Below are 26,894 nucleotides of genomic sequence, written 5' to 3'. Positions count from 1 at the left end.
ATAAATCTTATGTATTTTGAACGTAGAGAACTAGAGTCCCTCATTAGACGAGATAATAACGGTTACTATTTTGCAACTTACAATGGATTGTTACTCAATAGTGTATTTCAACCGATATTGAAAAGTGCCACTCATATTATTGGTTACGAGGCATTACTTCGAATAGAGTCCATCGATGGACAAGAGATTCGTACGGATCTTTTTTTTAGAAGTAACCGTTTTAGTTTCGATTGCAAAATGTTCGTTGAACGCCTTAGTCGCGCGATCCACATAAGAAATTTCGCCCTATCATCAAAACGACACTCTACCCTATTTTTAAATACCATTCCCCGATCTAATGAGTACTTCCTTAATAACAGTCGTAATACAAAACTACTTATGCAACGCCTAGATGAATTAGAGATCGAAACTAGCCAGATCGTCATCGAGATAGTGGAACTAGACAGCTATAATCCTAGACGACTTAAACAGTCTATTGATCACCTGAAAGGACTTGGTTTTACCATCGCTATCGATGATTATGGTATTGATTCTTCAAACGTTGATCGTGTTGAACTAGTGCAACCAGACATAATAAAATTGGATAAAAGCTTGCTGGATGATTTTATTGACGGTAACCAACAAGGCCTATGCGAAGCGTTGGATTTGGGCAAGAGTATAAATGCGAAAACCTTAATAGAAGGGATAGAAACAAAAGAACAATTTCTCAGTATATCTGGTCTCAATGTAAGCCTGTATCAAGGCTTTCACTTTGCAACACCGCTCCGATTAGATGTAGACGGCCAAACTAAAGCAGCCTATAATCACAAATGTCAGATCTCAAATTAGTCTATTAAATAAACATCTATCGAGTGAGAGTGTAGTGAATAGAAAAAAGAAAATTAATCAAATCTTTAAAAAAAGACAAAAAAAGAAAAACTCTAAATTACATACAGACAATAAAGAAAAATATATATCTAAAGCTGACAGAGAAAAATTAGATATTATTAAAGAAGAAAGTGATAATGGAAAAGAAAATCAAGAAGAAGATCAATAATTGATCTTCTTCTTTTTACACTATTTTATTAAAAGATCTTCATCAATTTCATAAAAACGATCTGACGCTTCTATTAAAGATTTTGCTGTAAGATCTTTAACACCGTATACTTCAACTTCTTTTTTATATTTATCTCTGATTCGTTGTGCAAGCAAATCAAAATCACCATCGCCAGAAAGAAGAATCACGATATCTGCTTGCATCGCAAACTCTATTGCGTCTAGTGTTATCCCAACATCCCAATCCCCTTTTGCAGAGCCGTCCATTCTTTGAATAAAAGGCTTCAACTTAACGTTAAATCCTATACCACGGAGTATATGGTGAAACTGCCTCTGCTTGGGATTGTTGCTTGCTATTGCGTAAGCGTTGGCTTCAACTACCTGTCTATTCGCGGTTGCTTTTCTCCAGAATGCATTGTAGTCAAAATGACTATTAAAACGATCCCTTGTCGTGTAGTAGATATTTTGTACATCTACAAGTATTGCAACTGACTCCATTATGACTCTCTTTGTTGATGAATTTGTTTGCGGTAATCTCTTGGAGAACAACCATAAAACATCTTGAATCTGTGGGTGAAATTGTAAGGGTCTTTATATCCAAGACGTTGCGCGATCATGGTAATAGACCATTCTCTATTGTGCAGTAAATCTGCGGCTTTTTGCATGCGTAATGCTATTAGTTTTTTCTGGGGAGAGCTAGCATAAAGCGATTTACACACTCTATTTAATTGCTCTTCACTCAAAAACGTTCTGTTAGCCATCTCTTTCACGGTCCATGGCAAGTGAAGTTGTGCTCCAACTTCATTAAATAGCGCCTGAACTCTTGCGGTAGAGTTAAATGGTTTGGACTCAACACCCGTTAAAAAACTCGATATTTCGCTGCATATAAGCTTTCTGTAAGCGGGTCGACCTTCTATTTCGCTGTGCAAAAGCGTCATCAGTGCCCATACAAGTTCGGCGTCCTTAAAGGGTATAACCGATTGACCAAGTTTGGCTATCTGAATCCACTTTTCTTTGTTATTAAGGAGAACCCAGGCCATTTTCCATTGCCCATCATGTTTATTTAACTCAAATCGAAATGGAGTATGTGCAGGTAAAACAGTCAGTGTGTTTTGTTTGAGCACCACTTCACTTGTTGCCGTTGTTAGCTTACCTTCCCCTTCAATGGTAAATAGCAGGGTGTGAACGTCAACGCTGTCTCTTTCAACCAGATATCCCCCTTTCAAGTCCGCTAATCCAGCCATGAAAAAATGTTGAGTACTGAGTTCTGGAATATCCGATACCGTTAAAAATCGCTCCCTACATTCCGGTGAGAGATAAACAAAATCTTTCCATTCGACTGGAGGCTCGAAATCACTAATGACGGATTTGAACAGGTTTTTGCTTTTTTTTGACATGTTATTTATCTTCTTATATGTCTATATTTCTCTCTATTAAAAAGGAGGATTCATGTCATACTTAATACCTGTACAAGCCAACAACCCGCAGCTATTTTCTAGAATAATCAAGCTCGCTCTTCCTGTTGCGATACAAAGCGCGTTGGTATCAATTCTCGCACTTGCTGATGTTCTCATGGTTAGTGAATTTGGTAAAGAGGCAACTGCTGCTGTGGGAATTGCATCAAAATGGCATTTTGTCGCCATTATGATTATGGCAGGGTTAAGTGTGTCGAATGGTGTATTGGTATCGCAATACTGGGGCAAAGATGACCGAAACTCGGCCAAATCAGTAACACTTTATGCTATGCGTGTTGGCTCGCTAATTATTTTACCCGTTACGGTACTAATTACGCTATTTTCTGGGTTTATTATGCAGGCACAAACCATGGATTTACGCGTAATAGAATTGGGGTCTCAATACCTGTGGTACAGTTTTCCTGTATTGATATTAACGCACTTCGTAATCGTACTTGAATCTAGTATGCGGTCTAGCGGAGATGCAACCACCCCACTTTATGTCGGTGCTCTAACGGTCTTTTTAAACATAGTACTTAACTTTTGGCTCATACAGGGTGGTTTTGGTATCGCACCTATGGGTGTAGCGGGTGCAGCCTTAGCCACCACTATTGCCCGTTTTGTGCAGATCGCTTTGATGTATTCATATATGAGGTACCGCCACCATTGGCTCTTCAGTTCTCAACGTGTTACCTCAACTGAAAAGTTACATGCGTCGTATCGTAAGTTGGCTATACCCAATGCATCCAACGGGTTGCTTTGGGCCGTGGGTACGTTAACTTACCAGATGATATTTGGTCATATTGGAACAACGGAACTTGCCGTATTTAGCATGCTAGGGCCATTTGAATCGCTGTGTTACGCAACATTCTTTGGTCTTTCTGTTGCTTGTTCCGTCCTCATTGGGCAGTCATTGGGCAAAGACCAATTTGGTCAAGCAGTCGAACTGACTCGGATACTGTTAAAGTTTGTGTTGATATTTGGCCTAAGTCTTGGCGTGACTCTATTCGCTACTAAAGAATGGTTACTCACACTACTTAATCTGGATGGAAAAGCGTTTTATCATCTATCACTTCCCGCAATTTCTATCCTATGCTGCGGTATCTGGTTAAGAATGCTTAACTTGATCATCATCAATGGGATATTGCGTTCTGGCGGGGACAACCTGTTTTGCCTGCGAATGGATTTTATCGCAATGTGGTTGGTCGGCATTCCCTTCACCGCCTATGGTGCATTCATCGGAGAATGGGGGTTTTCTTGGGTTTATGCAATGTTGCTCATCGAAGAAATTGTAAAATTTTCACTCTGCTTTCATCGTTATTTGAAGCTAAAATGGGTTAACAACCTTACTCTTTCTCACGCATAGCTTTTTTGTTTTCCGCTTCCTGCTTGGCCAATTCTAGTCGAGTGTGACGATTAGATGCATTCACTTTAGGTTGTTCAGGTACCTCGCGCTTTTCGTGACGAAGGTGCCTAACAGCAAGAATAGGGTGTTTCAATAGCATTCTTGGACCAGAGTAGCGCATGATCAGCCGCATACGTTCTTTGGGTTCTGGTTTATAGCAATGAATTGGACATTTATTGCAGGTAGGCTTCTCCTGACCATAAGGACAGCGGTCCAATTTGGTTTCTGCGTAGGTCAAGAGTTCACGGCAATTCTGACATAAATTCGACCTGCTACCGTGATACTTTTTGCAGTATATCTCCATCATTGCCGACACCGTTTTAAATTCAGTCGCCAATTCACCACTTAATATTTCACTTACCTGCATTTGTTATCCACTTAAGCAATCTACGTCTATAATTGAAACCATACCAAAGAATGAGCATTGATATGGAAAGAGGAATATTACTATACAGGGTTTAAAACGTGATTTTTAGTAGAGTATGTTATTCTCTGTCACAGCCACGTAACAAGTTTCTTGAACTGTTCTGGATCAGAACTGTAGTATCAACCCTCGTTATTTTTCGATACACATTATAAATATAAATCAGTATTCGCACTGATTTCACCTCGAGAGTAAAATCATGTTATCTATATTCGATATCTACAAAATCGGTGTTGGCCCTTCAAGCTCTCATACCAATGGACCTATGATTGCAGGTTTCGAATTTCGGCAAAAAATCGAAAGTCTTTTTGGCCAGATAGCGTCGATCAAGGTTGACCTTTATGGTTCACTTTCTTTAACGGGCAGAGGTCACCATACTGACCGCGCGACACTCATTGGCTTGATGGGAAACCGCCCAGACAATATCCATATTGAACAAGCGAACGCGCTGCTACGCTCTGACATCGACAACAACACACTCACACTTTCACCGAACTACGTTATCTCGTTTGATTTCGATAACAACATCATTTTCCACAAAGAGAACCTTCCTTTGCATGAAAATGGCATGTCCATTTCTGCATTTGACGGAAGCAATAAACTTATTTCAAAAGAGATCTACTATTCCGTCGGTGGAGGGTTCATTGCTACTGAATCTGAGTTAACCAACGGATCGAGTAAAGACGTTGTTAAGGTTGAGTATCCATTCCTTTCAGCAGAAGAATTACTGCTAAAAGCGGAGACCAACGGTTTCTGCTTGGGCGGACTGGTTTTAAAAAATGAATTAGCATTTAGACCTCAAGAAGAAATCGATGATAAAGCACGTCAAATATGGCAAATAATGACGAATTGTGTCGAACGTGGATTAGTGACAGAAGGTATTCTTGACGGTGGACTCAATGTAACAAGACGAGCCCCGGCCTTACATAAAAACCTTGAGGCTAATCATTCTCTGCATAGTGACCCAATGGAGATAATGGATTGGATAAACGTGTATGCCTTCGCGGTTAGTGAGGAAAATGCCGCAGGTGGACAAGTCGTCACCTCACCAACCAATGGTGCCGCTGGCGTTATTCCCGCAGTATTGATGTATTATCACACTTTTATCAAAGAGTTAGATCTTAAACAGATCAAAGATTTTCTTGCTGTGTCTGGTGCTATTGGGATGTTGTATAAAATGAATGCGTCCATTTCTGGTGCAGAGGTTGGGTGTCAGGGAGAAATAGGGGTTTCATCTTCAATGGCTGCAGCTGGATTAACCGCTTTACGCGGTGGTACCAACGAACAAGTTTGCATTGCCGCTGAAATAGCCATGGAACACTCCTTAGGAATGACGTGTGACCCCATTGGTGGACTGGTTCAGGTGCCTTGTATTGAGAGAAACGCAATGGGGGCGGTGAAGGCAATTAACGCCTCAAGAATGGCACTAAAAAGAAACAGCAAATGCTTAATTTCTTTGGATAAAGTTATTGATACTATGTATCAAACCGGAAAAGATATGAATAAGAAGTACCGCGAAACCTCGCTCGGAGGTTTGGCGGTTATACACATGGCACCTCCATGCGAATAATTAATTTACAAGACTAATCGAACACGCAATAAAAAACCGAGCCTGTCAAAAAGCTCGGTTTTTTTATTGTATTAATAATCTAAAAATTGGGCGTCATATTTTTAAGCATTAAGACTAACTCGTTTTCTGTTTTTGGTTCACGCTCAAGCATAATTTCTGGAGACGCTCCCCCTCTCAATACATACGCTTTAATGCCGCAATGATCATAGTGATACCAAAGTCCATTTACACACACATCAGTGTAGCATCTTGGGTCTTGCTTCAATTCCATAATCCAACCCTCTTGTTGTGTTTCACTAATAATCTTAAAGATAGTAAGGTTATTTTTAACCTAGAAACAACAAATAGAAAATACCACTTTAGTCTAAGCACGAAATAATTCAATCGAATGTCACCGGATTTACCTCTAAAATATTGACAGAAACTGGTTGATAAACACTCAGTTAGTACGTTTGCTCTATTGTTTGAATTGCGAATACGTTACCCTATGCGGGTAAAAATGGCAGGAAGAATATAACAATGTACGCAGAACAAAAACCATGGCTTAACAGCTACCCGAAAGACGTCCCTGCGTCTATCGATGCCGATAAGTATCAAAATATTACGGATATGTTCCGAGACGTATTCGCTAAGCATCCAGACAAAGCCGCTTTCATTAATATGGGGCATTCGCTTAGCTATAGGGAGCTGGATGAAAAAGCGACGGCTTTTGCTGCTTATTTGCAAGTGAAATTGGCAATGAAAAAGGGTGACCGCATCGCATTAATGATGCCAAATCTTCTTCAATACCCCATCGCTATTCTTGGTTCTCTCAGAGCAGGATTGGTGGTAGTAAACGTTAATCCTCTCTATACGCCGAGAGAGCTTCAACATCAGTTACGCGACTCAGGCGCAAAAGCCATTGTAGCGGTGACAAACTTCGGCAACAATCTTCAAAAAGTCATCAACCAAACCAGTTTAGAACATGTTATTCTAACCCGAATAGGTGACGAATTTGCACCATACAAGCGTACGCTGGTTAATTTTGCGGTTAAGTATGTTAAAAAAATGGTACCCAAATATAATCTACCTGGTGCCATCTCGTTCAAAAGAGCCTTAACTCAAGGTAAAAGCCTAACACTGAATCCTCCGCGTATTGAAAACAGTGATCTCGCTTACCTCCAATACACCGGCGGCACAACAGGACTGGCAAAGGGGGCCATGCTCACGCATCGCAACATTGTTGCAAATGTTCTACAGGTTAATGCGCATTTTTCACCTCGAACGTTAGTCGAGAACGAACACGCCGTCACACCTTTGCCTCTCTATCACATTTTTGCTAACTCAGTCAGTATGATGTTGATCATGTATTTTGGCGGCACAAACCTACTTATCACGAACCCTCGTGATATGGATAGTTTTGTTAACGATTTAAAGAAATATCCTTTCACCATGATGTTCGGTCTTAACACGCTCTTCAATGGGTTAAACAACCATGCTGGCTTTCGAGCACTAGACTTCAGCCATGCTAACTTCACTATTGCAGGTGGAATGGCGACACAAAAACATGTAGCGGACGAATGGCAAAGAATTACAGGAATGCCGGTCGTTGAAGGTTACGGCTTGACTGAATGCTCCCCTGTCGTTGCGGGTGGCGTCCATACTCAACAGTCCTTTGTTCCATCTATCGGGGTGCCCTTACCTAGTACCGAGCTAAGAATAGTCAATGAAGAAGGCAAAGAACTTCCTGCCGGAGAGATTGGCGAAATTGAAATTCGTGGTGATCAAGTCATGAAAGGCTACTGGCAACAGGAACTCGAAACCAAGGAAGCCTTAAAAGATGGCGGTTGGATAAGATCTGGTGATATCGGCAGAATGGATGGCCAAGGTTTTTTCTCTATTGAAGACCGTAAAAAGGACATGATCCTCGTCTCAGGGTTTAATGTCTTTCCTACTGAAATTGAAGAGGTTGCTACTCTGCATCCTAAGATCGTTGAAGCAGCCGCAATTGGCGTACTAGACGATGTTGCTGGAGAAAGAGTTAAACTTGTTGTTGTCACCTGTGCACCTGTGACGGCAGAAGATATAAAGAAACACTGCCGCCAACATTTGACTGGCTATAAAATTCCAAAAATCATTGAATTTAGGGAAGAACTGCCAAAAACCAACGTCGGAAAAATCTTAAGAAGAGAACTGAGAGATTAGTCGCTTTAATCCTCTCCATAATTCATGACTCGAGTAGATTTCGTGCCTCACTAGTATGGTGAGGCACGACCTCTGAGGGAGAAATGTTAAACTTTTTCTTAAAGGCTTTGCTCAGATGAAACGCGTCAGTGTAACCAAGTTCATAAGCTAATTGCGTAATATTGTGCGTGCCCTTTCTTAAAAGAGTATGCGCAATTTCAAGTTTAATCGTCATGTAATAATCTTTCGGTGACTTTCCTGTATGTTTGGTAAATAACTTGCGCATATGTTGCTCACTGCAACCAACAAAATAAGCCATCTCTTTAACGGTCCAATTTTCCGCAATTCGGTGATACATTTCGTCTACTACGGTGTCGATGATCCTTTGCTGTGGTGTCTTATCTTTGAAATTGGCATTAACTAACCATTCGTAAAATACTTTAGTAAATATCGCTGCTGCATATGAGTTATGGTAAGTCTCATTATAATTCAACTGCTTCTTCAACTCCTCCAGTTGTAATTCGTAATGAACTCTGTTTTCTATATTAATAATATTATTAAAAGGAATGACTTTTTTTTCATCCTCATCTATAAATATCTCTACCCAATATAACTTCCATGCCAATCCTGTACAGCCGTAACTCAGAATAGATTGTGGCTCAAGAAAGATTAAACTATTCCCCCTGATATGGATGCTATCTGCGTTTTTTACATTTATCACCCCCTGACCACTCTCTGTGTAAACAACAACCAAGGTATTGTCTGCGTAAGGAAGTTTACGATCTCTTGGCCAAAGGTTCTGATAACCCTTATCACCATTGACATCCCAAAATGAACGTATCGAAATACCTGTACAGCTCACACTTTTTCGAATTACTAAAGGATTATTCTTCATAGTTTCGTTTTATACATGAATCGGTTCGTTAACTACATCTACATGATGTCGTTTCTAACCAATACTAGACCCAAGGTGATTGAAATCCTTTACTGAATGACTAATAACGTGACGTATCTCTTTATTATTAACGAATATTAACGAGAGTTGGCAAGTTTAAAGTTAATCACTAGAACATCGCCCTAACCTTAATTACCCTTACAATAAAAGCACATAGAACGGAATAAAAGTGCTTCACACACGGAGAATAATATTATGATTGCCATTGGGTCATTTATTATATTTACACTGTTAGTAGCTTGGATATCATACCGAGTTACTAAAGATGAAAATTTAAACGAAACAACAGGTTATTTTTTAGCCGGTCGAAGTCTTCCATGGTTCGTTATTGCAGGTTCGCTTTTTCTAACCAATATTTCTGCAGAGCAATTAACAGGGCTCAACGGCAACGCCTTCGCAAATGGCGCAAGCGTTATGGCGTGGGAAACCGTAGCCGCGGTAACAATGATAGTACTTGCCGTTGTTTTTCTTCCTAAGTTCTTACGCGGTGGCATCGCCACAGTGCCTCAGTTTCTAGAAGCTAGATACGGCAAGCGAATGAGAAGTGTCGCGTCATTTATCTTTATCTACGCAATTGTAATTGGCTTCCTACCATTTGTACTTTATGCAGGCGCAATTACCTTAGGAAAGCTGTTCAATGTCGCTGAAATTTTGGGGGTATCTGAAAACATAGCAACATGGATAATGGTTATCAGCCTCGGTATTATGGGTGGTTTATACGCCGTCTTCGGAGGGCTTAAGGCAGTTGCAGTTTCAGATACAGTAAACGGTGTGGGCCTGCTATTCGCGGGGTTTTTAGTCCCTGTACTTGCCCTAACCCAGCTTGGTGATGGCAGCATGATTGAAGGCTTTAATATCGTCATTACTGAGTCACCAGAACGGATGCAAGCAGCGGGTGTTTCAGATGGGGCGGCGATTCCTTGGCATACATTATTCTCTGGCATTTTACTAATCAACCTTTTTTACTGGTGTACCAATCAAGCCATTGTTCAGAGAGCATTGGGTGCCAAAAACTTAGCGGAGGGACAAAAAGGCGTTCTGGCAGCGGCAATTATGAAAGTTTTTGGTGTCATGATGCTGGTTCTACCTGGCATTATTGCCTGGCACATGCATCAACGCGGAATGATCTCTGTACCTGTTAGAGGGATTTCAGCGGAAGGATTGGAAATTCTTGCTAAAGATATGGCTTATCCAACCTTGGTTAGAGAAGTGCTTCCCACCTGGTTAACGGGTTTCTTTGGTGCGGTACTATTCGGCGCCGTTATGAGCTCTTTTAACAGTGGAGTAAACAGCCTATCAACGCTTGTAAGCCTTGATATCTATAAAGGAATAATCAACAAGGATGCATCTGATAGACAGACGGTTCGGATAGGTAAGATCTTTGGTTCAATTACGATTGCCATTTGTGTTTGTATCGCACCACTTATTGCGCAAGCGGATGGCTTATATACGCTAATGCGAACCATTATGGCCGTGATTAATGTGCCAATTCTAACCGTGATTCTTGTTGGTATCGTATCTAAACGTACTCCAGCACTTGCTGCATACATTGCGCTGCCAATTGGTATGGCGAGTTTTTATATTGCTCACTTCGTGCTTAAGGATGACCTAGGTTTTGTCAAATTGCATTGGCTCCACGTTGTTGGTCTTAATTTTTTATGGATGGTCTCAATCATGATGGTAGTTCGTTATCTCAAACCATTAGAGAGCGCATTCGAACAGAAGTATACCGAACAGGTTGAAGTGACGGAATGGAAGTACGTAAAACACGCGAGCTGGACGGTTATTGGGTTGTTAGCCCTGCTTTACACCATATTCTCTAATATCGGTATTCTCGGTGAGAATGGTAGTCTTACCAAGGTGCTTCTTGTGTTAGCGCTTTTCGGAATGTCTTGTTTTGTGGCTCGAAGAATTTGGTTATCAAAAACATCACCATCAGCGTCTTCTCTCGCTGAAAACCAATAAAATCAACGAGCCCGTCTCTGCATTCTGGACAAGCATTGAAACTGCGATTCAGGCTCATTAATTACAATTATCCAGTGAGGACTCTTTTATGACTGGCGATACCAAATTCCTAAATAGGAAGTCGCGTAAAGGTGCCTACAAGACCTTTGACGTTGCTAATAAGCCTAATATTTTCTTAATAACCGTTGATATGATCTCGCCAGATTGTTACAACGATGCCAGACGGCTATCGAATGTTATCCACACACCAAATCTAAATCAAATAGCGCAAGAAGGGACTAAATTTAACCGGGCTTTTACCCCAAGTCCCTTATGCGGACCAGCTAGAGCGGCACTGTTTACTGGCCAACATCCCCCATACTTAACCAATGGCGAAAGAGCACCGTGTGGGTCGCAAGTCGATCTAGAGACGAGTGATACTATTTTTCAAGATTACCTTAAATCTGAGGGCTACACGCTTAAACACGCAGGAAAATGCCACGTGGGCGTCGCTAAATTTGTCGAAACCTTTGGCGAAAACGTTCACGCGTGGGATCGTTGGGGACCACCCGTATTAGATGATGACCGGTATATCGACTATATCGACTCGATGGGGGTTCTGCCGCCAGTATACAAACGGGAGCTGTACGGATTGCAGTCGGATATGGTGAACGTTGGTAATTCATTCGGCGGATGGATCGAGCAAGAAGATGGCCAACCATTCCCAGTTGATGCTCACTATTCTACGTTCTTAGCTGACCTGACCATCCGCCAGATAAAAGCCGCCAAACGCCAAGATCCAACAAAGCCGATTTTTAGTCAACTGGACTTTTTTGACCCACACCAGCCCTACTCTATTCCGGCTGGTTTTGAAAAGCGTTATCAGGAAATTAGGCAGGCGATCGAAATACCAGAGAGCTTTCGTCGCCTAATGGCCAGTGATGATCTCCCAAATAATCCTATCTACAAGCTTTATAGGAAATATTGGGGGATCTACGACAAGCAGACGTTAGTGGATTACATAGCGGGTCATTTACTTCAGGTAGAAGTCGTCGATTATGGCGTCGGTAAACTCATTGATTACCTGAAATCATCCGGGCTTTGGCAGGACAGTTTGGTCATATTTTCAGCCGATCATGGAGACATGAACGGAAGAATGGGTATGGCTGACAAAGGTGTCTATTTTCAACCTGATATATTTTCTATTCCTTTGTATGTTAAGCCTCCACAATCCTGCGCATCAGCGATTAAAGATAGCGAAGTATTGGTTTCATCATTAGACGTTGCACCAACCGTTTTAAATGTCGCGGGTATAGACACACCAAGCGATATGGAAGGGGGGAATTTGCTTCCTCTTACACAAGGAAAAGAACGTAGGCCACTAACCCAAGTATATCAAACAGGCATGCACGTCGGCATGAACCTTGGTGCGGGTTTCCAAATCGAGTTAGATAACCGTCGCTGGTTCTACGGTTACAATACCTCTACAGGGTATCAAGAACTTTATGACCTAGATATCGATGATCAAGTTAACCTTTTTTACCTTGAGGAATTCGACAATATTAAACAGGCAGTAATAGATAAAGGCGCCGAAATATTCAGTTCCGATCCTCGTTGGGCGGGTTATTGGGCATCGTTCCGATTACACAATATGGAACACCTGCCAATGCAGCATAATCAAGATATGCAGATGCTAAAACCTATATTAAGTTAACCTCATCTTGGGTTACATCAAGTTATTTTTTAATAAAGCCAGTTTTTTAAAAAAAGCTGGCTTTAACTCGCTTATTTCAAGTATACATACTGCTATAACTTTTTTCCTATTAACCCTCTGCTGTCATCTCTTTATAAAAGGAGTCTAATTGAAAACAATGGCCACTCAAAACCTTCCTACCAACTGTCACGTTATGGCAAAACCATCTGGTTTTGTATGCAATCTCGATTGCAAATACTGTTTTTATTTAGAGAAAGAGAAGCTCTACCCAGAACGAAATGAAAACTGGAAAATGGACGACACAACGTTAGAGCTTTTCATTAAACAGCAGATAGATGCGCAGCAAGGCCTAGATGTTGATATTGCTTGGCAAGGTGGTGAGCCGACCTTAATGGGGATAGCGTTTTATCAAAAAGCCATTCAGTTTGTCGATAAACACAAAGGAAATAAAAGAGTGCATCATGCCTTTCAAACCAACGGCATTTTGATCGACGACGATTGGTGTGAATTTTTCAAACGTCACAATTTCTTGATTGGCCTCTCCATTGATGGTCCAGCAGAGCTGCACGATGCCTATAGAGTAACAAGATCAGGTAAAGCGACACACGATAGAGTGATGCAAGCGATCAAACGACTTGTTCATCACGACATCGCTTTTAATACTTTGACCGTCGTAAATAACATCAATGCTCGGCACCCAAAAGAGGTCTATCACTTTTTAAAAACAATAGGCTCTAAGTTCATGCAATTCATACCCTTGGTTGAACAACAGACCAAATCCTCGAACCCTGATCAACTCACTTTGATTCACCCTGATTCACCGCTCGAATCTAATGTGACAAGTTGGTCGGTACCTGCATGGCAATATGGTGAATTTCTTAACCAGGTATTTGATGAGTGGGTAAGAAAAGACGTTGGCACCGTATTTATTCAGACATTCGATACCGCATTAGCCAACTGGTGTAAACAACCTGGAGGTGTGTGTGTATTTTCCCCAACATGTGGAACAGCACTCGCTCTAGAAGCCAACGGTGATTTATACAGCTGTGATCACTACGTATATCCTGAATATAAGCTTGGTAACATACACGAAATATCAATCAAAGAGATGAATCAAAGCGACCAAGCCATTGCATTTGGTCAGTCTAAAAAATCGAGATTGACACCAGAATGCAAAACGTGCGAGTTTCGTTTTGCTTGTCATGGTGGTTGCCCTAAACATAGATTTATATTGTCAGAAAGTGGCGTACCTAATCACAATTACTTATGTGATGGTTATTTGCACTTTTTCAAATATACCGCCCCTTACATGGCCACAATGCGCGATTTAGTTGAGTCTGGTCGCCCTGCAAGTGACATCATGTGGCAGGTACACCAACATGAAATGCAGCTTAAAAATAGTGTCTCTACTACTGAAAAGGTCGGTAGAAATGACCCATGTCCATGTGGTTCAAACAAAAAGTTTAAGCAATGCTGTGGAAAATAACGATCATCAATCGCTGACAAGCTTGGCTCTAAATTGAGAGAGATTATGCAGATTAACGGGGGCGATGCCACGTATGTTTGGATCGAGTAATCCCTTATCTTTTAAGAGGCGACAGAAACGAATCACGGTTTGTGCTTCTGTCCCGGAAAACTCTGCGATCTCTCTTGCCGTCCATGGATAATCACTAAAGCGTCCGAACAGATCAATAATTGAATCTAGCACTCGGATTTTCGCACCAAAGCCAGCCACATTAGATAGCCTACTTTCTGCTTCTCCTAACTCTCTACACACGGATTTAACTAAGAAATTTAAGAGGTCGGGCGTGTTTTGATAAAGTTCTTCGATACGTGAAATATGAATGTGGTAAACATTGCTTGGTGTTAGGCTACGTGTAGTAAGGTGATACGCTTCTTGACTAAACAACGAGCGATAACCGAAAAAATCACCCTTACCATACACCCGAATCAAGTGTTCTTTACCGGCTTCCGTATTCTTATACAAGCCAACTATTCCGGAATCCAATAAATAAAATCCATTGGCGATTTGGTTTGCACGATAAATAATCTGGTTCTTCTCAAAATTATCTTGATGAATTTTAGTATTCTCACTGAGTCGCTTTACAACCGCATCTAATTCAATTGTCATAGTCTCTCGTTCGCATAAAAATAATTTATTCTCCAATTATGTCACACGACATAATCGATGAACTCGTGCTCCTATAGAATAACCTCATATTGGCAACGAAGTACAATTTCTTTATTTATTATGACTTAAACATTACGTCATAAATAGCAACGTATTACGAATTAGCGACGAGGATTATGTGGATCATTTATTAATATTGCTCAATGTTGATAGCCTAATGAAAGTAGTATTGGGGTCGCTCATAGGCTTATGTCTTGGATTAACAGGCGTTGGGGGCGGTGTCTTAATTATTCCTATTCTTCAGGTCATATTTGGCATGCATACGATTATGGCTGTCGGGACCGCAAGTATTATCTCTTCCATCGTCAAAGCGAATGCTGGTATTTCGCATATAATGGTTGGAAATGTCGATTGGAAGGCACTAAGGTGGATGCTGTTAGGCGCCCTCCCTGCTACCTTTATAACCACTGAGTTGATTATCCATCTTTACCGTATCCCTGCCCTATCTACGACCATTAATAGCGCTATCGAGTTTGCAATCATTGGTATAATGCTCTTATCCTTAGTCTCTATTTACAATAAATATAGACAATGCGCTAGCCGACAATCTGGTCGTGTGCACTCAAACAAGATGGCCGTTTCAGCTGGGGCCACTTGCGGTACAATTATGGGGTCGACGGGTGTGGGTGGAGGCGTGATGTTATTGCCCGCATTTAATACCTTACTTGGTGTCGGAATTAAAAAATCCGTCGGGTCATCGCTAGTGATGGCGCTTATTCTTTCCAGTTTAACTGCACTAAATTATAGTAGAGGTGGTCAAAGCGATTTGACAACAGCAATACTTATGTCATTAGGGGCATTTATTGGTGTTCCTATATCAATGAAATTAATGAAAAAGATAAAAGATAAACATGTTTATATATTAACCCTTATCATTATTGTTATTTCTCTCGTAATGATCTTATTTAAATGATAGAAAGTTGTTTCATTTGATCTCTCAATCTTAATAAGTTGTGCAAGTTAAAATAAATTTATTCTCATCAATGTATTATAACGTCATTGTACTCTTGAAGAATAAAGTTATGGAAAAGGTTTTAGTTCATTTCAAAGAAGTCGCATTACATCAAAGTATATCTCAGGCCAGTTTAAAACTCGGGGTAACTCAACCAGCTTTAAGTAAGAGCATCAAGCTGTTGGAAAAAAGATATCAAACTTCACTTCTAAGGCGAGGAGCTCGAGGTGTTGAACTAACAGAAGCCGGCAAAATAGTGTTCGAACGCACGTTAAGAATCGAACACGAAATGAACGCGCTTCAGAAAGACCTCGATTCGTTAGGCAGCGAGAAGCAAGAATTGCGCATCGGTGCTGGTCCTGCCTGGGAAATGCCCATCAACGCCATGATCTCCAAATTTTTTCTTCGATATCCCAACGTTCATATGGAGATCCAATCCAATACCATTGCGCAACTTCTTCCGAAACTGATAAACGGTGAATTGGAGCTGGCACTTGGTAGAGACAACGGCAACCTAGTTTCTGGCTATGATGAACTCAATTTTATCCCTTTGATTCCTACTCGCTTCTGTATTATTGCCAATAAACAACATCCATTAGCCCAATCTGGTGTTACGCAATTGGTAGGTTTACAGCACTATCCTTGGGTTGGCTTTCAACATTCAAAAGAGATGCTCGATCATATAAACCGATATTTAGATAAAGAAAAAGTGAAAAATGTTAATTTTATTTTGGAAACTCAGTTTCTTGAAGTCGCCTTAACAATGGTCGAGAAAAACGATGCTTTAATGTGCATTTCTAACACAGTATTGAATAAATTAAGTGACCGTAATATTGTAGAAGTGGTCCTCAAAGAACCTATTTGGCATTTCCACATTGGAATTTGGACTAGAGCAAGTAGCCAGAGGCCGTATTTGGTTGAGGAATTTATCGAAGACATTAAATCGCAGGCGACGCTCTACAATTTAAACCATCAATGGTAGAAAACCCGCCTATAGCGGTTTTTTTTGATGACACGTTAGGAAAAATACTAATTCTCAACGGCTTTCGTTATATCGTCATTTTGTTTCTTGTTTAAATAGTAGGCCTTAACGAGATAGTTCACGACAAGAACGAGTTTTATCTGCGTTCGGGAAATTGAATATCATCGATAGCGACGCTGGTGAAGCACATTTTTCAGATACCGATATTGTGAGCACATTGGGTACGCCTCACCTGTCTGATAGTGGTGCTTGGACCTACAACTTAGACAACAACAATCCAATTGTGCAAGCTTTAGGGAAAGGGTCAAGCGTTACTGATATCATTGCTATCCAGTCTACTGATGGTTCACCACATCAAATAACTATCACCATTAATGGCACCAACGATATTCCAGTTATCGGCCTCATTAGTTCAAATACAGTCGACGAGGGTCAACCACCGATTACCGGTCAAATTACCTCAACTGATATCGATCATGGAGATACTGTCACCTATAGCACGCCATTATCACACTCGGGTTTTGTATTACATCCCGATGGCAGTTACACCGTAGACCCAAGTGATAAATCTTTTGACCACTTAGCCGTTGGCGAGCATGAAACGTTAGTTATTCCGATTATCGCGACGGATAATAGCGGCGGCAACAGTGTATCTCAGTTGCCAGAAACTGCCGCAAGTATATGACTAGCAATATGCCGGATATCGCTCTGTACTAAAACGACATCACCCGAGTGATAATCTCCAGATACTTTATACTGGTGTCCAAAGCGATCAATTATTACGTCAACCAACTCAATTGCACCAATTTTAGAATCAACATTTAGATTCTTAACAAGTTCGTCATCATTGTCGTTTGCCGCTTTTACCATCTCAATTACTTGGTTAGCACTGTGCATTGCATTCAACTTTACACGCAGGCCAACCAACGCACTTAATGGTGCAACAGCCCGACCTGATAAAATTGAACACGCGCAAGACCACCGGTTGTGAGTTGTCCATCCAACACCCACAAGCTACCAACAATCACCAATACTACCGATGTTGCCAATGATGCAAGTTGAATACACTCTTGAGCGAAAGCGCTTTGTTGCTCTTCTGATACTTTACTAAGAGAGCGCTCATAATTGATGCGTTTAAACTGACTATAGATACGCGATTCAACGGCTTGCCGCTTTATGCCCTGCAACGTTTTGGTCATTACCATAAGGAATGAAGAACGTAGAGATTCCTGTTTTGCTGTTGCCTCATTCAATTGCTTAGTTCGAAAAGAACTTCCCCAAACAAAAAGAAAGATGACAAGCCATACAGCAATAGGAACTAACACTAATCCCCCACCAACATACGCAACCAAACAGAGAAAAATCAGTGCGAATGGCACGTCAATAATCCCTGAAATCAACCCACCAGAATGAACTGGTGTTCCTCGTTGGTAAACCGAAACGAAACAATGTATTTGTGGGTCTTTCCTACTGTGGCATTTTCAAATGATTGTTGGCAATAATACCTTTGAAGCGTTCAGGTATCCAAAGATGTCCTTTCCCTTCACCGAGTTCCACTCGAATTAGAAGTGAACGGGGTAACCTAAATACGCAGACTATTGATCTAACTCAATTTATACTCATGTTTTAATTATTCATCACCCATTTGGGTGATGAATAACCAATCTTACTATCACACACTGCTCTTTTATATACGCCAGTAATTCAACACAAATATGGCTCATTTTCATTTTGAATTGCTGATAATTATTAGCCTTAAAATATCTCTAATTTAAAAACATAGAAGGGAAGGTAATGAAAACATTATTTTTAGCGCTTACGTTAACGAGTATATTAGTTGGCTGTGGCGGTAGTGATGACAACAATGACAATAACAGTGATAACAATAATTCAGGGAGCAGTGCGACATTAACCGGGATGTTTGTTGATAGCCCTGTAGGAGGTATATCATATCGAACTGAAACAAAACAAGGCACAACCAATGAACTTGGCGAGTACGATTATGTTGATGGAGAAACGGTCACCTTTTTTATTAACGATTTAGAATTTCCTCCCGTGTTAGCCAGCGGCATAATTACGCCTATGGATATGAGCGATGAGCCGACTACACAGACCAATATCTTACAAATATTACAAACACTAGATAAAGATGGTAACCCAGAAAATGGAATTACCATTGATGAGGTAACCACTGCCGCGTTTACTGATGCGAGTGGAATAGATCTTACATCTGTAAGTTTTGATACTGATGTAGCCAGTAGGTTATCGGGTTTAGGTCTTACGATTGTTAGCAAAGAGGATGCGCAAAATCACTTCAAGAGCACTCTACTTGGGTCATGGGTGTTATCTGAAGGGAAAAACAAACGCAATGTACTGTCCTTTATCGATGAGGCTCGATACATTATTATTCATGAACACAGTGATGATGGCGATCAGGAAGCAGGCTCTGTAGAGTATGGCACCTATACTTGGGACCTTGAAACGGGTGGTTTTCTTGTTAATGTTACTGGCGAGTCTGATTCTTCAGGTGGATTATCTGACCTACCGCCTTCTACTACTATCTCAGTTGAGCAAAACGATCTTAACTTTACTGCACCGGGAGAAGGAGCGTTCACTTTTACCCGTATTACTAGTGATGATAACTCATTAATTGGTGCATGGAGTATGCATGAACAAGATGCTGATAATTGGAATATTCTCACATTTGTCTCAACGACTGAATATATTATTGCTCATACCAATAACCAAGAGCTGTATTCTGGCGAATCAGCGCAAGCTTATTCTGGGGAATTTGGAACCTACCGATTAGAGGGGACAGATCAATTCAGAACGTTAAGTGCGGGTGTTGATTCTGATGGTGAAGGAGGACTTTACAATGCTCAAGACATGTCTGACCAAGAAGGAGAAACCATAACCGTTCATCCTTGGGGTGATCTCAGTTTCGTCGATCAGGACGAAGGTTCATATAGCTTTGCACGGATTGGCCGTTTTTCTACCACGACTGAAGTGAATGTACTTGAAGAATCAGGTTCTACTCTTCTGCTTGGTGATTTAAATGAAATATCCGTTACGCGTTCTGATGATTTTTATAATTTCAGAGAAGATTATGACCTTTGCGAATTTGTTATAACAACAACGAAAGGCGGAGAAAACATACCATATAACAATTTTTCTCTTCAATTACGTTCAAGTGATGTCGGTACTATCAAGTATAACGATACTGAGGAAACGAATAACGTCACATGGAAAGTGAATTCATCGGGAACCTTAGTTTGGAAAGAGAATGACTCTGTCAAAGAAAGCCATTTCGTTAAAATCAAAGGGAAAGAGAACGCTATTTTAGCGTCTATGATAACTAAGTCAGGTGGGAATACAGAGGATACTTTAGTTGAGGCAACGTTTACCTGTTCAATGGCACCTTAGTTTTGGACAGGATCATCTAATAGGGCCGGTACCGCCTTTTAAATTCTTACTCTCGACAATATTTGGACAAAAGAGACACAACGTACCTGCTCTAAAGGATATTCTCGCAATTAAGCTCTAATCCATGTTTGTATCGATTGGAGCTTTTTTATGACTAGAGGGAAAAACTGCACTCTCTTTAACGGAGTAAGCTGCTTTCTTGCACAACCTAGATCAGCACATAGTCGCCACTTGCTCAATTTTGTGCAAAGTTTTACGACTACTGCGAGATTTACTCTTTACTGTAAACGTTGTTCTCTTGTTCTTGTACTCGGATAAATGTTGTACGCTTGGTTCGCTCTTTAAGCCCTTCTGCGCCTACATAGAGAATAGTTTCTAGCCGATTCCGCACATATACAAAACCAACAAGAAGCTGACACCTATGCGCCAAGAGTAAAAGGTTCATGCAACTGATCCTGACACGGTATTTTGCCAGTACAGAAATAGAGAACGATCAAAGTTTTATGCCGTAAAACGTGGTGTAGTGTTGCATATTAAGTTTAAGGGCTAGATAACGCAAATTAAATAGATAGGAAGTATAACTGACCCAGTTGTGATTACTGACTTAACAGGAAAGGACATTTTTCATGCAAAAAAAGTGGTCTACTATTCGCCTTATTCTGGGGTTGAGCATATGTTTTACCTTCATTATGGCAGGTTCGGTTAATCAAGGGTTCACGGGGCCTCTGATGTCCGTCCCTTTCGTATTTATTGGTGCGTTTTTAATTTATAAGAAAATTTCATCTATAAAGCTCAAACTTTTGGTTGTTTCGCTTGCTCTTATGCCTGGGTATTTTCTTTTCTCCGATCACTCAGAAAACACACTTATCTACCCCTCTATAGGCGACGAAATAACATTGGCATGTGATTGGGACGCGAGATATTACCCTAAAAAATTTGTCGGGTTCACCTATGGTTCAATTGCACCGTCTAACTACACGAAGTACCCAGAAGACTTAACATCTATTAAGAAATTACCCTGTGGAACAAAACTAACATTGAAACGTATTCTCGTGAGGCATCCAGATTTGGGTACATCCTATAACCCTGTTTTTTTGGCCCATAATGGCGAAGAATTTGTTATAACTGGCTACAATTTTAGTGACATATTAGAGTCCGAGATAATTGATTTCAACGGGATAAATCATCCTAATGAATTACAATCAAGCTGGTCTTTTAATCTAAGTACGTTAATGATGTACCCCGTTTCACCCTGGATATTATTTTATAGTATTTCATCATATTTTTAAATTTGGTAAAACTGGTGGATAAACGAACCTAACTATGAATAAAAGGGACTACTCTGAAAGCGTAAAAGAAAGCGTAAAAGGACAGGCACTTTACCAAGTATGAGCGTAATAACAGTCATCATGAAGATACAAAAATGAAACGCTCTAGATATTAAGTCGATTCTTAAGCGCTGATTTGTTGTAGTGGAAAGGTCACTTACTCACCGATGCGGCCTGCAAGCTAAACAAAAAGTAAAGTCATTAAAACAAAAATATTATGGTTGAAAAACATTGGCTTTTTTAACTCTTTCTGTTTCTAGGCAATATCCATTGTTATCAAACTTCATGCAAGCCCAAAGGTAACCGTTATACTTCAAATATTTTGGCGCTGTGGAACGATGTTCATCAAACTGGCACGCACAAGGTATTTCCATCTCATTCGTAATTTCACCATATTTATCATTTATGTAGGTTTGCTGCACACCACGGGTTCTTCCTCGTTCCGCATTTACAGCATTAGAATAATACAGAGTTAATAAAAGCGTCACACAAAATAACCATTTGTTATTTTTCATTTCACATCCTTATAAATAAACGCAATATATGGACTATAGGACAAGCACGTTAACCTGCAATCAAAGCTTAATTGCAGGTTAAGAAAGTTATTGGTGGTAAGTCGCTATCGTACTATAAGCTTTAGTAAAACCTTTGGCCGAAATCCGCATATTGTTAATATTCACATAATTCTTAGACTTAAACTTTTGAATTAATTTGTTTTCATCTTGCTCGTTACCTACAACCAAAATCGTTTGTGCAATCCACTGCCCGTCCTTTTCGTCAATAATACAAAGGATTTCAAAACCCATGGCTTCGGCGTCAACTGGAAGTTTTATTTTTCGTTTATCACCGTTACAAAAATCCAAGTAACCCTTCTGTACATGAGACCCTATCGGAGCCCCAAATTCATCCATTGGATTAGTCAACCAGATGAACATCTTTTGGGTTTCTGTGTCATAGCCCAGAAACCACTCGCGTGGCTTGTCTTCATCCATTGTCATAACGGTAGCATATAACCAGTTCTCTTGATGATAAACATTCCATTGCTTGGTTGCATCACTTAGCGCCTTTTTGTCCTTTATTTCGGACTCATACGCTGACTCCAAACTACGTAACACCTGCGCATTTATCTTGGCTAGTTCACTATCACTTAGTTTGCAATTAAACCAATTAGTCCTTAAAAAGGCATGATGCCCTGAAAACTCAGCGATAGCTCGATTGTCTGGCACTGAATAAGTTATTCTCATGTAACCTTTTGAAAAAATTGGTCTACCCGCGTCATCCGTTTCTTTGTTCTCGTCTAATTCTTTAAAACAATCTCCGGCCCATCCTTTTAGCTTTGCTATTTCATGCTCATAATAAGTCGTTTCTGGCTTATCTATTAATAGGAGCGTCTGCTTGATAGATTCAGGCAATGGTAGCGCAGTTTCCCATTTCTCCAGTGCAAACACTGAGCCGGACATTAATAGCAAAATAAGGGAACACCATCTCATTTCTAATCCTCCAATTTTTAATCTCGATCCATCTAGAAAATCTATTATCTGTAATAAACTAACATTAGAAATCAATGATAACCTTATAAATTTCATGGTCAATTGAAATAACCCCGTAACATTACACCTAGCGAGTAAAACGACTAGAGGGACAAGCACCTTAACCTTGTTTGTAAACATTCCTAATGGCGCAGAGAAAGGCATTCAACTAATTCCAGTAAGGACATTGCCACTAAAGATGAATTTGAGAGAATTAAAAACATTACGGCGCAAGATGTATTGGTTGGTCATCGCTTTCCGGTTGGTAAGGCGTGACTCATTCCTCAAGGCACAGCGAACCTTGGAAACCCCGTTAGGATAGGCAGTGAATATGCAAAAGACGAAATCATTCCTGTGTGTGAGTTGATTATGGATGAAGTGAATAACGACCCGGAGATTGGTGGGTCGCTAAAGATGGAATTTAAATTAAATACCATAGATGATAAGAATGCCCAGTAGGGGCATTTAACTATGTTTCTACTTTTTGTCTATCTATCTCTTGTTTCACTTTTCTGACTACCGTTAATTTCGCGAGCTGTGATGCATACATTCCTGCAACAGATACACAAGCAATTCCTAATAAAACAATCAGCGAAACATCTGCTAAAAGTTTTTCTCCAGTCATAGCATTTACAAAAAGCAAAAAACTTACACCTAACTGCACTAATGTTGCAAATACACCATAGCCCATAGCAATTTTAATATCATATGAATTTAACCTTCTCGATGAATTGTCTAGTAATTCAGATATTTTTCGTCGAGGAACCTTCGAAGCCAATCGACCATAGATTAATCGGAAGCTTTCTTGGGCATGGGACTCTTCAATCGTTTTTCTTACTTTTCCTTCTAGAAAAGGGGAACTCAATGCTTTTTCATGCAAATTAATTCCTTATTTCTTAAAGAAATTTTCTCTGAATCTACTGCTGATATCCTTGTGTCAAAAGGAGAAAAGAGCATTCTTAAGTACGCGATATCATCTGATGAAGCCATTTCCATGTTGTCCCCCCTAAAATCTTTATAGTTTGAAAGCTGGACTATCCGCTTCATCCGCCAATTCGATAATACTCATCACTGTATATATGCACAGTATTTTAATGGATTTTCATACAAGTCTTTTTCAAAACCGAACTTCAACATTTGGAACGTATATGTACTCCCTAGTGAGTAACCAACATTGAAAAGGTAACAAGCGTTATTTAGAATGAAGATCTTCTAATGACACAATTTTCTATAATTATACTAAAGGCTCATAATTATCGATTATTTTTGACGTGCACATATGATGACAAACCTAAATATATACAAAAATCAATATATTCATACGGTTGATATGATTTACTAAGATTATTCAATCGTAAAGATAGATAAATGAAGCTTATAATTACTAACTTAAAAGCTCAAAAACAAAAGCAATACGTCGGATGGAAATAAAATGAAAAACTCGATAATGGCTATTCTCCTTGCAGTGGGACTCGTTGGTTGTGCAAGTTCACCTTACACATATAAAGTAGACCCAACCCCATTAGTTGCCGGGCAATCAAAATATGCGTTAGGAGAAATTGAGGTCAACCTCACAGAAATTGGTTCGGCTACATATGAAGGGGAAAGCCCATACGCGACACAAACAGAACTCACTCAGGAATTTGTAGATTCACTTAAAAATCATTTACAAGAAAAAGGAATTAAAGCTACTTCACCAGATACTGCCGACGCAAAAATAAACGTTACTATTGTTTTTAAACGTACATTTACGATTACAGGCGGTTTAGGGAAACCATCGATTAGCCACTCTATTAATCTTAAGAAAGACGATACGATTCTCGCTACATCATCAAGACGACCTTATCAGACAAAATACGCATATTTTAAAGATGCCGCAGTCAACCTTGAAATTATTGCAGGCAATTGGGATGAAGAAGATGAGCCAAAAGATGTGGACCTAGTATCAAGCTTAATTGTTGACGAAATTATGGAAGTAGGTAAATAAAAGCATAGCTTAATTACCTTAGGGCACTTAGTTTATTAGGTGCCCCTTTTAGCCTAAAATAAACCTACCCTCGGTATACTCATATTCAATATTCCGCCAGTATAGAATCTTATCTTCGTCGGGATCTTCCCTTAGAAAGCTAGCTTCCCACGTTTTAAGTTACACCTCCACCAGTTATTTTATTATGAACGGCGGTAACATTCATGTCCTACGAGACAGCTTAGGTCATGCCGATATAAATAAGACAATGCGTTACGCCCACTCCGCTCCCGATCACCTAGCCGATGCTATTACCAAAAATCCACTCGCCACTTTATAACTGAAACCAAATTTTTAAGTTGTGTCGCCCCTTTGTCGCCACTTGCCCTATTTTAGACAAAAAAAGAGCCGCTAAAAGCGACTCTAATTTATGCAAAATTTTACAGTTACGGCGAGTGTTACTCTTTACCGTAAACGTTGTTTTCTTGCTCTTGTACTCGGATGAAAGTTGTACGCTTAGTTAACTCTTTAAGCCTTGCTGCGCCTACATAGGTGCACGTTGAACGTACGCCGCCGAGGATGTCTGAAATGGTTTCATGAACGCTTCCACGGAATGGGATAAGTACGGTTTTACCTTCTGCTGCGCGATACTTCGCGACACCACCAGAATGCTTCGCCATCGCGCTCTCGGAACTCATGCCGTAGAATTTCATGAACGTCTTGCCGTCTTTTTCTACCGTTTCACCACCAGATTCTTCATGTCCAGCTAACATGCCGCCTAACATGACAAAGTCTGCACCACCACCAAAGGCCTTTGAAACGTCGCCTGCACATGCACAACCACCATCACCAATAATTGCGCCACCTAGGCCGTGAGCGGCATCAGCGCACTCAATAATAGCGGACAACTGGGGATAACCTACTCCCGTTTTTACGCGGGTCGTACAAACCGAACCAGGACCAATGCCTACTTTTACAATGTCAGCACCTGCGAGAATAAGTTCTTCAACCATATCACCAGTGACGACATTTCCAGCAGAGATAACCTTATCAGGAAATTGTTCACGTACCTTAGTGACGTACTCAACTAAATGCTCAGAGTAACCATTAGCAATATCAACGCAGATAAAAATAATTTCGTCGGTCATCGCCATGATGTCTATCGTTTTTTGAAAATCGACTTCAGACGTACCAGTAGAAACCATAACGTTGTTTAATGTTTTGGGATCCGCACCTTCAATAAACTGCTTCCAATCATCAACGGTGTAATGTTTGTGAACCGCTGTCATAACGTTATGTTCAGTTAATGCATTGGCCATTTCGAAGGTTGCAACTGAATCCATATTCGCTGCAATGACTGGCACGCCGGACCAATGACGTCCACTATGCTTGAATGTGATGTCGCGGGTTAAATTAACTTGAGAGCGACTTTTAAGCGTTGAACGCTTTGGGCGAAATAATACATCTTTAAAGCCGAGCTTCAGTTCCTGTTCAATACGCATTGTGCATTTCCTTGTTTCAGTAACGATGTGCCTAACACCTAGTCTTAAATAAGGTGCATTCTTATCACCTTTGCGGTCGGTTTTCATGCTTCGGACACAAAAAAACCGGAGCGTTGACAGACGCTCCGGTTTTCAGCATTATAGGTCGATAATCAGCGCTGACAAGTCTGATATTTGATTTTTTTTTGTGGTATCCTGACAAAGATTCCATATCCTAAACTTATCCAAGATGTCTTCTAATTAATACACAACTGCTATTACTTCTTTACTTACAATAAGTTGGGTTATTGCTTAGGTTCTCTATTCAAGGAGGTATTTCTTCTCACCATTGAATTTACGTCGCGCGCGACCACGCAA

General features: G+C 40.3%; 27 protein-coding genes and 2 pseudogenes. 16 read left to right on the top strand and 13 right to left on the bottom strand.

Features of this window, described 5'->3' with window-relative positions; translation table 11 throughout:
• The first annotated feature begins 9 nt into the window (after positions 1 to 9).
• Positions 10 to 828 (top strand): EAL domain-containing protein, encoded by an 819-nt coding sequence (locus L3V77_RS17565; protein WP_275137558.1) that lies wholly within the window; start codon positions 10 to 12, stop codon positions 826 to 828.
• A gap of 34 nt (positions 829 to 862) precedes the next feature.
• The gene (locus L3V77_RS17560) at positions 863 to 1,036 is read left to right on the top strand and encodes a DUF2986 domain-containing protein (RefSeq protein WP_275137557.1); all 174 of its coding nucleotides are present in this window, start codon (positions 863 to 865) and stop codon (positions 1,034 to 1,036) included.
• A 20-nt stretch (positions 1,037 to 1,056) separates the two neighbouring features.
• Here L3V77_RS17560 and L3V77_RS17555 read toward each other — a convergent pair whose 3' ends face one another.
• Both L3V77_RS17555 and L3V77_RS17550 read right to left on the bottom strand, forming a co-directional pair.
• Positions 1,057 to 1,533 carry an NYN domain-containing protein gene (locus L3V77_RS17555; protein WP_275137556.1) on the bottom strand — a complete coding sequence of 159 codons (477 nt, stop codon included), beginning with the start codon at positions 1,531 to 1,533 and terminating at the stop codon, positions 1,057 to 1,059.
• A complete protein-coding gene (locus L3V77_RS17550; RefSeq protein WP_275137555.1) occupies positions 1,533 to 2,432 on the bottom strand; it encodes an AraC family transcriptional regulator in 900 nt (299 codons plus the stop codon). Before L3V77_RS17550 ends, L3V77_RS17555 begins: the two co-directional genes overlap by 1 nt.
• A 52-nt stretch (positions 2,433 to 2,484) precedes the next feature.
• Here L3V77_RS17550 and L3V77_RS17545 point away from each other — a divergent pair, with 52 nt between their 5' ends.
• Complete coding sequence (locus tag L3V77_RS17545; protein ID WP_275137554.1) at positions 2,485 to 3,855, top strand: MATE family efflux transporter; 1,371 nt, start codon at positions 2,485 to 2,487, stop codon at positions 3,853 to 3,855.
• Here the strand turns inward: L3V77_RS17545 and L3V77_RS17540 are convergent.
• On the bottom strand, positions 3,836 to 4,261 hold the full coding sequence (locus L3V77_RS17540; protein ID WP_275137553.1) for a nitrous oxide-stimulated promoter family protein: 426 nt from the start codon (positions 4,259 to 4,261) through the stop codon (positions 3,836 to 3,838). The genes L3V77_RS17545 and L3V77_RS17540 overlap by 20 nt on opposite strands.
• Before the next feature lie 256 nt (positions 4,262 to 4,517).
• Between L3V77_RS17540 and L3V77_RS17535 the strand changes: the two genes are divergently transcribed.
• A complete protein-coding gene (locus L3V77_RS17535; protein WP_275137552.1) occupies positions 4,518 to 5,888 on the top strand; it encodes an L-serine ammonia-lyase in 1,371 nt (456 codons plus the stop codon).
• 79 nt (positions 5,889 to 5,967) lie between these two features.
• Here L3V77_RS17535 and L3V77_RS17530 read toward each other — a convergent pair whose 3' ends face one another.
• On the bottom strand, positions 5,968 to 6,159 hold the full coding sequence (locus L3V77_RS17530; protein WP_275137551.1) for a hypothetical protein: 192 nt from the start codon (positions 6,157 to 6,159) through the stop codon (positions 5,968 to 5,970).
• A gap of 248 nt (positions 6,160 to 6,407) precedes the next feature.
• Here L3V77_RS17530 and L3V77_RS17525 point away from each other — a divergent pair, with 248 nt between their 5' ends.
• Positions 6,408 to 8,072 (top strand): AMP-binding protein, encoded by a 1,665-nt coding sequence (locus L3V77_RS17525; protein WP_275137550.1) that lies wholly within the window; start codon positions 6,408 to 6,410, stop codon positions 8,070 to 8,072.
• Between the two features lie 22 nt (positions 8,073 to 8,094).
• On the opposite strand, the gene L3V77_RS17520 is transcribed toward L3V77_RS17525, so the two are convergent.
• Positions 8,095 to 8,946, bottom strand: a complete 852-nt coding sequence (locus tag L3V77_RS17520) for a response regulator transcription factor (protein ID WP_275137549.1) — start codon at positions 8,944 to 8,946, stop codon at positions 8,095 to 8,097.
• Between the two features lie 255 nt (positions 8,947 to 9,201).
• Between L3V77_RS17520 and L3V77_RS17515 the strand changes: the two genes are divergently transcribed.
• The 3 genes from L3V77_RS17515 to L3V77_RS17505 all read left to right on the top strand — a co-directional run bounded on the left by L3V77_RS17515 (position 9,202) and on the right by L3V77_RS17505 (position 14,150).
• Positions 9,202 to 10,971, top strand: a complete 1,770-nt coding sequence (locus tag L3V77_RS17515) for a solute:sodium symporter family transporter (protein WP_275137548.1) — start codon at positions 9,202 to 9,204, stop codon at positions 10,969 to 10,971.
• A gap of 88 nt (positions 10,972 to 11,059) precedes the next feature.
• Complete coding sequence (locus L3V77_RS17510; protein ID WP_275137547.1) at positions 11,060 to 12,664, top strand: sulfatase-like hydrolase/transferase; 1,605 nt, start codon at positions 11,060 to 11,062, stop codon at positions 12,662 to 12,664.
• A gap of 157 nt (positions 12,665 to 12,821) precedes the next feature.
• Positions 12,822 to 14,150, top strand: a complete 1,329-nt coding sequence (locus L3V77_RS17505) for an anaerobic sulfatase maturase (RefSeq protein ID WP_275138250.1) — start codon at positions 12,822 to 12,824, stop codon at positions 14,148 to 14,150.
• A 6-nt stretch (positions 14,151 to 14,156) separates the two neighbouring features.
• Here L3V77_RS17505 and L3V77_RS17500 read toward each other — a convergent pair whose 3' ends face one another.
• Positions 14,157 to 14,795 (bottom strand): Crp/Fnr family transcriptional regulator, encoded by a 639-nt coding sequence (locus L3V77_RS17500; RefSeq protein ID WP_275137546.1) that lies wholly within the window; start codon positions 14,793 to 14,795, stop codon positions 14,157 to 14,159.
• A 178-nt stretch (positions 14,796 to 14,973) separates the two neighbouring features.
• Between L3V77_RS17500 and L3V77_RS17495 the strand changes: the two genes are divergently transcribed.
• From L3V77_RS17495 to L3V77_RS17485, 3 genes are all read left to right on the top strand, one after another.
• Complete coding sequence (locus L3V77_RS17495) at positions 14,974 to 15,768, top strand: sulfite exporter TauE/SafE family protein (RefSeq protein ID WP_275137545.1); 795 nt, start codon at positions 14,974 to 14,976, stop codon at positions 15,766 to 15,768.
• 109 nt (positions 15,769 to 15,877) lie between these two features.
• Positions 15,878 to 16,789, top strand: coding sequence for a LysR family transcriptional regulator (locus L3V77_RS17490; RefSeq protein WP_275137544.1), 912 nt, complete (start codon positions 15,878 to 15,880; stop codon positions 16,787 to 16,789).
• Positions 16,790 to 16,943: 154 nt separating this feature from the next.
• Complete coding sequence (locus L3V77_RS17485; RefSeq protein ID WP_275137543.1) at positions 16,944 to 17,474, top strand: VCBS domain-containing protein; 531 nt, start codon at positions 16,944 to 16,946, stop codon at positions 17,472 to 17,474.
• Here L3V77_RS17485 and L3V77_RS17480 read toward each other — a convergent pair.
• Together L3V77_RS17480 and L3V77_RS17475 are read right to left on the bottom strand one after the other, a co-directional pair.
• Positions 17,444 to 17,686, bottom strand: a complete 243-nt coding sequence (locus L3V77_RS17480) for a hypothetical protein (protein ID WP_275137542.1) — start codon at positions 17,684 to 17,686, stop codon at positions 17,444 to 17,446. The two genes, L3V77_RS17485 and L3V77_RS17480, sit on opposite strands and share 31 nt — an antisense overlap.
• A 35-nt stretch (positions 17,687 to 17,721) precedes the next feature.
• Positions 17,722 to 18,168: a hypothetical protein gene (locus L3V77_RS17475; protein WP_275137541.1), complete on the bottom strand. Its 447-nt coding sequence runs from the start codon at positions 18,166 to 18,168 to the stop codon at positions 17,722 to 17,724.
• Between the two features lie 415 nt (positions 18,169 to 18,583).
• Between L3V77_RS17475 and L3V77_RS17470 the strand changes: the two genes are divergently transcribed.
• On the top strand, positions 18,584 to 20,212 hold the full coding sequence (locus L3V77_RS17470) for an adhesin (protein ID WP_275137540.1): 1,629 nt from the start codon (positions 18,584 to 18,586) through the stop codon (positions 20,210 to 20,212).
• A gap of 271 nt (positions 20,213 to 20,483) precedes the next feature.
• Here L3V77_RS17470 and L3V77_RS17465 read toward each other — a convergent pair whose 3' ends face one another.
• Complete coding sequence (locus L3V77_RS17465; RefSeq protein WP_275137539.1) at positions 20,484 to 20,657, bottom strand: hypothetical protein; 174 nt, start codon at positions 20,655 to 20,657, stop codon at positions 20,484 to 20,486.
• A gap of 181 nt (positions 20,658 to 20,838) precedes the next feature.
• Between L3V77_RS17465 and L3V77_RS17460 the strand changes: the two genes are divergently transcribed.
• Entirely contained in the window at positions 20,839 to 21,501 is a 663-nt protein-coding gene (locus L3V77_RS17460; protein ID WP_275137538.1) for a hypothetical protein, read from the top strand.
• A 254-nt stretch (positions 21,502 to 21,755) separates the two neighbouring features.
• On the opposite strand, the gene L3V77_RS17455 is transcribed toward L3V77_RS17460, so the two are convergent.
• Positions 21,756 to 22,055, bottom strand: a complete 300-nt coding sequence (locus tag L3V77_RS17455) for a hypothetical protein (RefSeq protein ID WP_275137537.1) — start codon at positions 22,053 to 22,055, stop codon at positions 21,756 to 21,758.
• Positions 22,056 to 22,142: 87 nt separating this feature from the next.
• Complete coding sequence (locus tag L3V77_RS17450) at positions 22,143 to 23,030, bottom strand: hypothetical protein (RefSeq protein ID WP_275137536.1); 888 nt, start codon at positions 23,028 to 23,030, stop codon at positions 22,143 to 22,145.
• A 163-nt stretch (positions 23,031 to 23,193) separates the two neighbouring features.
• Between L3V77_RS17450 and L3V77_RS17445 the strand changes: the two are divergent.
• Positions 23,194 to 23,528: pseudogene (locus L3V77_RS17445) on the top strand (phage portal protein); the annotation flags it as partial.
• Positions 23,529 to 23,538: 10 nt separating this feature from the next.
• Here L3V77_RS17445 and L3V77_RS17440 read toward each other — a convergent pair.
• A complete protein-coding gene (locus L3V77_RS17440; protein WP_275137535.1) occupies positions 23,539 to 23,949 on the bottom strand; it encodes a hypothetical protein in 411 nt (136 codons plus the stop codon).
• A gap of 552 nt (positions 23,950 to 24,501) precedes the next feature.
• Here L3V77_RS17440 and L3V77_RS17435 point away from each other — a divergent pair.
• Together L3V77_RS17435 and L3V77_RS17430 are read left to right on the top strand one after the other, a co-directional pair.
• Positions 24,502 to 25,056, top strand: a complete 555-nt coding sequence (locus tag L3V77_RS17435; protein ID WP_275137534.1) for a hypothetical protein — start codon at positions 24,502 to 24,504, stop codon at positions 25,054 to 25,056.
• A 142-nt stretch (positions 25,057 to 25,198) separates the two neighbouring features.
• A pseudogene (locus tag L3V77_RS17430) lies at positions 25,199 to 25,375 on the top strand (site-specific integrase); the annotation flags it as partial.
• 118 nt (positions 25,376 to 25,493) lie between these two features.
• Here L3V77_RS17430 and L3V77_RS17425 read toward each other — a convergent pair.
• Positions 25,494 to 26,537, bottom strand: coding sequence for a GMP reductase (locus L3V77_RS17425; RefSeq protein ID WP_275137533.1), 1,044 nt, complete (start codon positions 26,535 to 26,537; stop codon positions 25,494 to 25,496).
• Positions 26,538 to 26,894: the final 357 nt, after the last annotated feature.

The sequence above is a fragment of the Vibrio sp. DW001 genome (assembly GCF_029016285.1).
Lineage (GTDB): Bacteria > Pseudomonadota > Gammaproteobacteria > Enterobacterales > Vibrionaceae > Vibrio.
This window is presented reverse-complemented; position numbering and strand designations above follow the sequence as displayed.

What these genes read in the sequence shown, in the direction of transcription:
- L3V77_RS17545 (WP_275137554.1), top strand. Translation starts at nt 2,485, where the DNA reads ATGTCATACTTAATACCTGTACAAGCCAACAACCCGCAGCTATTTTCT.
- L3V77_RS17555 (WP_275137556.1), bottom strand. Translation starts at nt 1,533, where the DNA reads ATGGAGTCAGTTGCAATACTTGTAGATGTACAAAATATCTACTACACG.
- L3V77_RS17540 (WP_275137553.1), bottom strand. Translation starts at nt 4,261, where the DNA reads ATGCAGGTAAGTGAAATATTAAGTGGTGAATTGGCGACTGAATTTAAA.
- L3V77_RS17505 (WP_275138250.1), top strand. Translation starts at nt 12,822, where the DNA reads ATGGCCACTCAAAACCTTCCTACCAACTGTCACGTTATGGCAAAACCA.
- L3V77_RS17510 (WP_275137547.1), top strand. Translation starts at nt 11,060, where the DNA reads ATGACTGGCGATACCAAATTCCTAAATAGGAAGTCGCGTAAAGGTGCC.
- L3V77_RS17435 (WP_275137534.1), top strand. Translation starts at nt 24,502, where the DNA reads ATGAAAAACTCGATAATGGCTATTCTCCTTGCAGTGGGACTCGTTGGT.
- L3V77_RS17565 (WP_275137558.1), top strand. Translation starts at nt 10, where the DNA reads ATGTATTTTGAACGTAGAGAACTAGAGTCCCTCATTAGACGAGATAAT.
- L3V77_RS17455 (WP_275137537.1), bottom strand. Translation starts at nt 22,055, where the DNA reads ATGAAAAATAACAAATGGTTATTTTGTGTGACGCTTTTATTAACTCTG.
- L3V77_RS17490 (WP_275137544.1), top strand. Translation starts at nt 15,878, where the DNA reads ATGGAAAAGGTTTTAGTTCATTTCAAAGAAGTCGCATTACATCAAAGT.
- L3V77_RS17460 (WP_275137538.1), top strand. Translation starts at nt 20,839, where the DNA reads ATGCAAAAAAAGTGGTCTACTATTCGCCTTATTCTGGGGTTGAGCATA.
- L3V77_RS17525 (WP_275137550.1), top strand. Translation starts at nt 6,408, where the DNA reads ATGTACGCAGAACAAAAACCATGGCTTAACAGCTACCCGAAAGACGTC.
- L3V77_RS17480 (WP_275137542.1), bottom strand. Translation starts at nt 17,686, where the DNA reads ATGCACAGTGCTAACCAAGTAATTGAGATGGTAAAAGCGGCAAACGAC.
- L3V77_RS17500 (WP_275137546.1), bottom strand. Translation starts at nt 14,795, where the DNA reads ATGACAATTGAATTAGATGCGGTTGTAAAGCGACTCAGTGAGAATACT.
- L3V77_RS17535 (WP_275137552.1), top strand. Translation starts at nt 4,518, where the DNA reads ATGTTATCTATATTCGATATCTACAAAATCGGTGTTGGCCCTTCAAGC.
- L3V77_RS17550 (WP_275137555.1), bottom strand. Translation starts at nt 2,432, where the DNA reads ATGTCAAAAAAAAGCAAAAACCTGTTCAAATCCGTCATTAGTGATTTC.
- L3V77_RS17515 (WP_275137548.1), top strand. Translation starts at nt 9,202, where the DNA reads ATGATTGCCATTGGGTCATTTATTATATTTACACTGTTAGTAGCTTGG.
- L3V77_RS17520 (WP_275137549.1), bottom strand. Translation starts at nt 8,946, where the DNA reads ATGAAGAATAATCCTTTAGTAATTCGAAAAAGTGTGAGCTGTACAGGT.
- L3V77_RS17465 (WP_275137539.1), bottom strand. Translation starts at nt 20,657, where the DNA reads ATGAACCTTTTACTCTTGGCGCATAGGTGTCAGCTTCTTGTTGGTTTT.
- L3V77_RS17425 (WP_275137533.1), bottom strand. Translation starts at nt 26,537, where the DNA reads ATGCGTATTGAACAGGAACTGAAGCTCGGCTTTAAAGATGTATTATTT.
- L3V77_RS17470 (WP_275137540.1), top strand. Translation starts at nt 18,584, where the DNA reads ATGAAAACATTATTTTTAGCGCTTACGTTAACGAGTATATTAGTTGGC.
- L3V77_RS17450 (WP_275137536.1), bottom strand. Translation starts at nt 23,030, where the DNA reads ATGAGATGGTGTTCCCTTATTTTGCTATTAATGTCCGGCTCAGTGTTT.
- L3V77_RS17530 (WP_275137551.1), bottom strand. Translation starts at nt 6,159, where the DNA reads ATGGAATTGAAGCAAGACCCAAGATGCTACACTGATGTGTGTGTAAAT.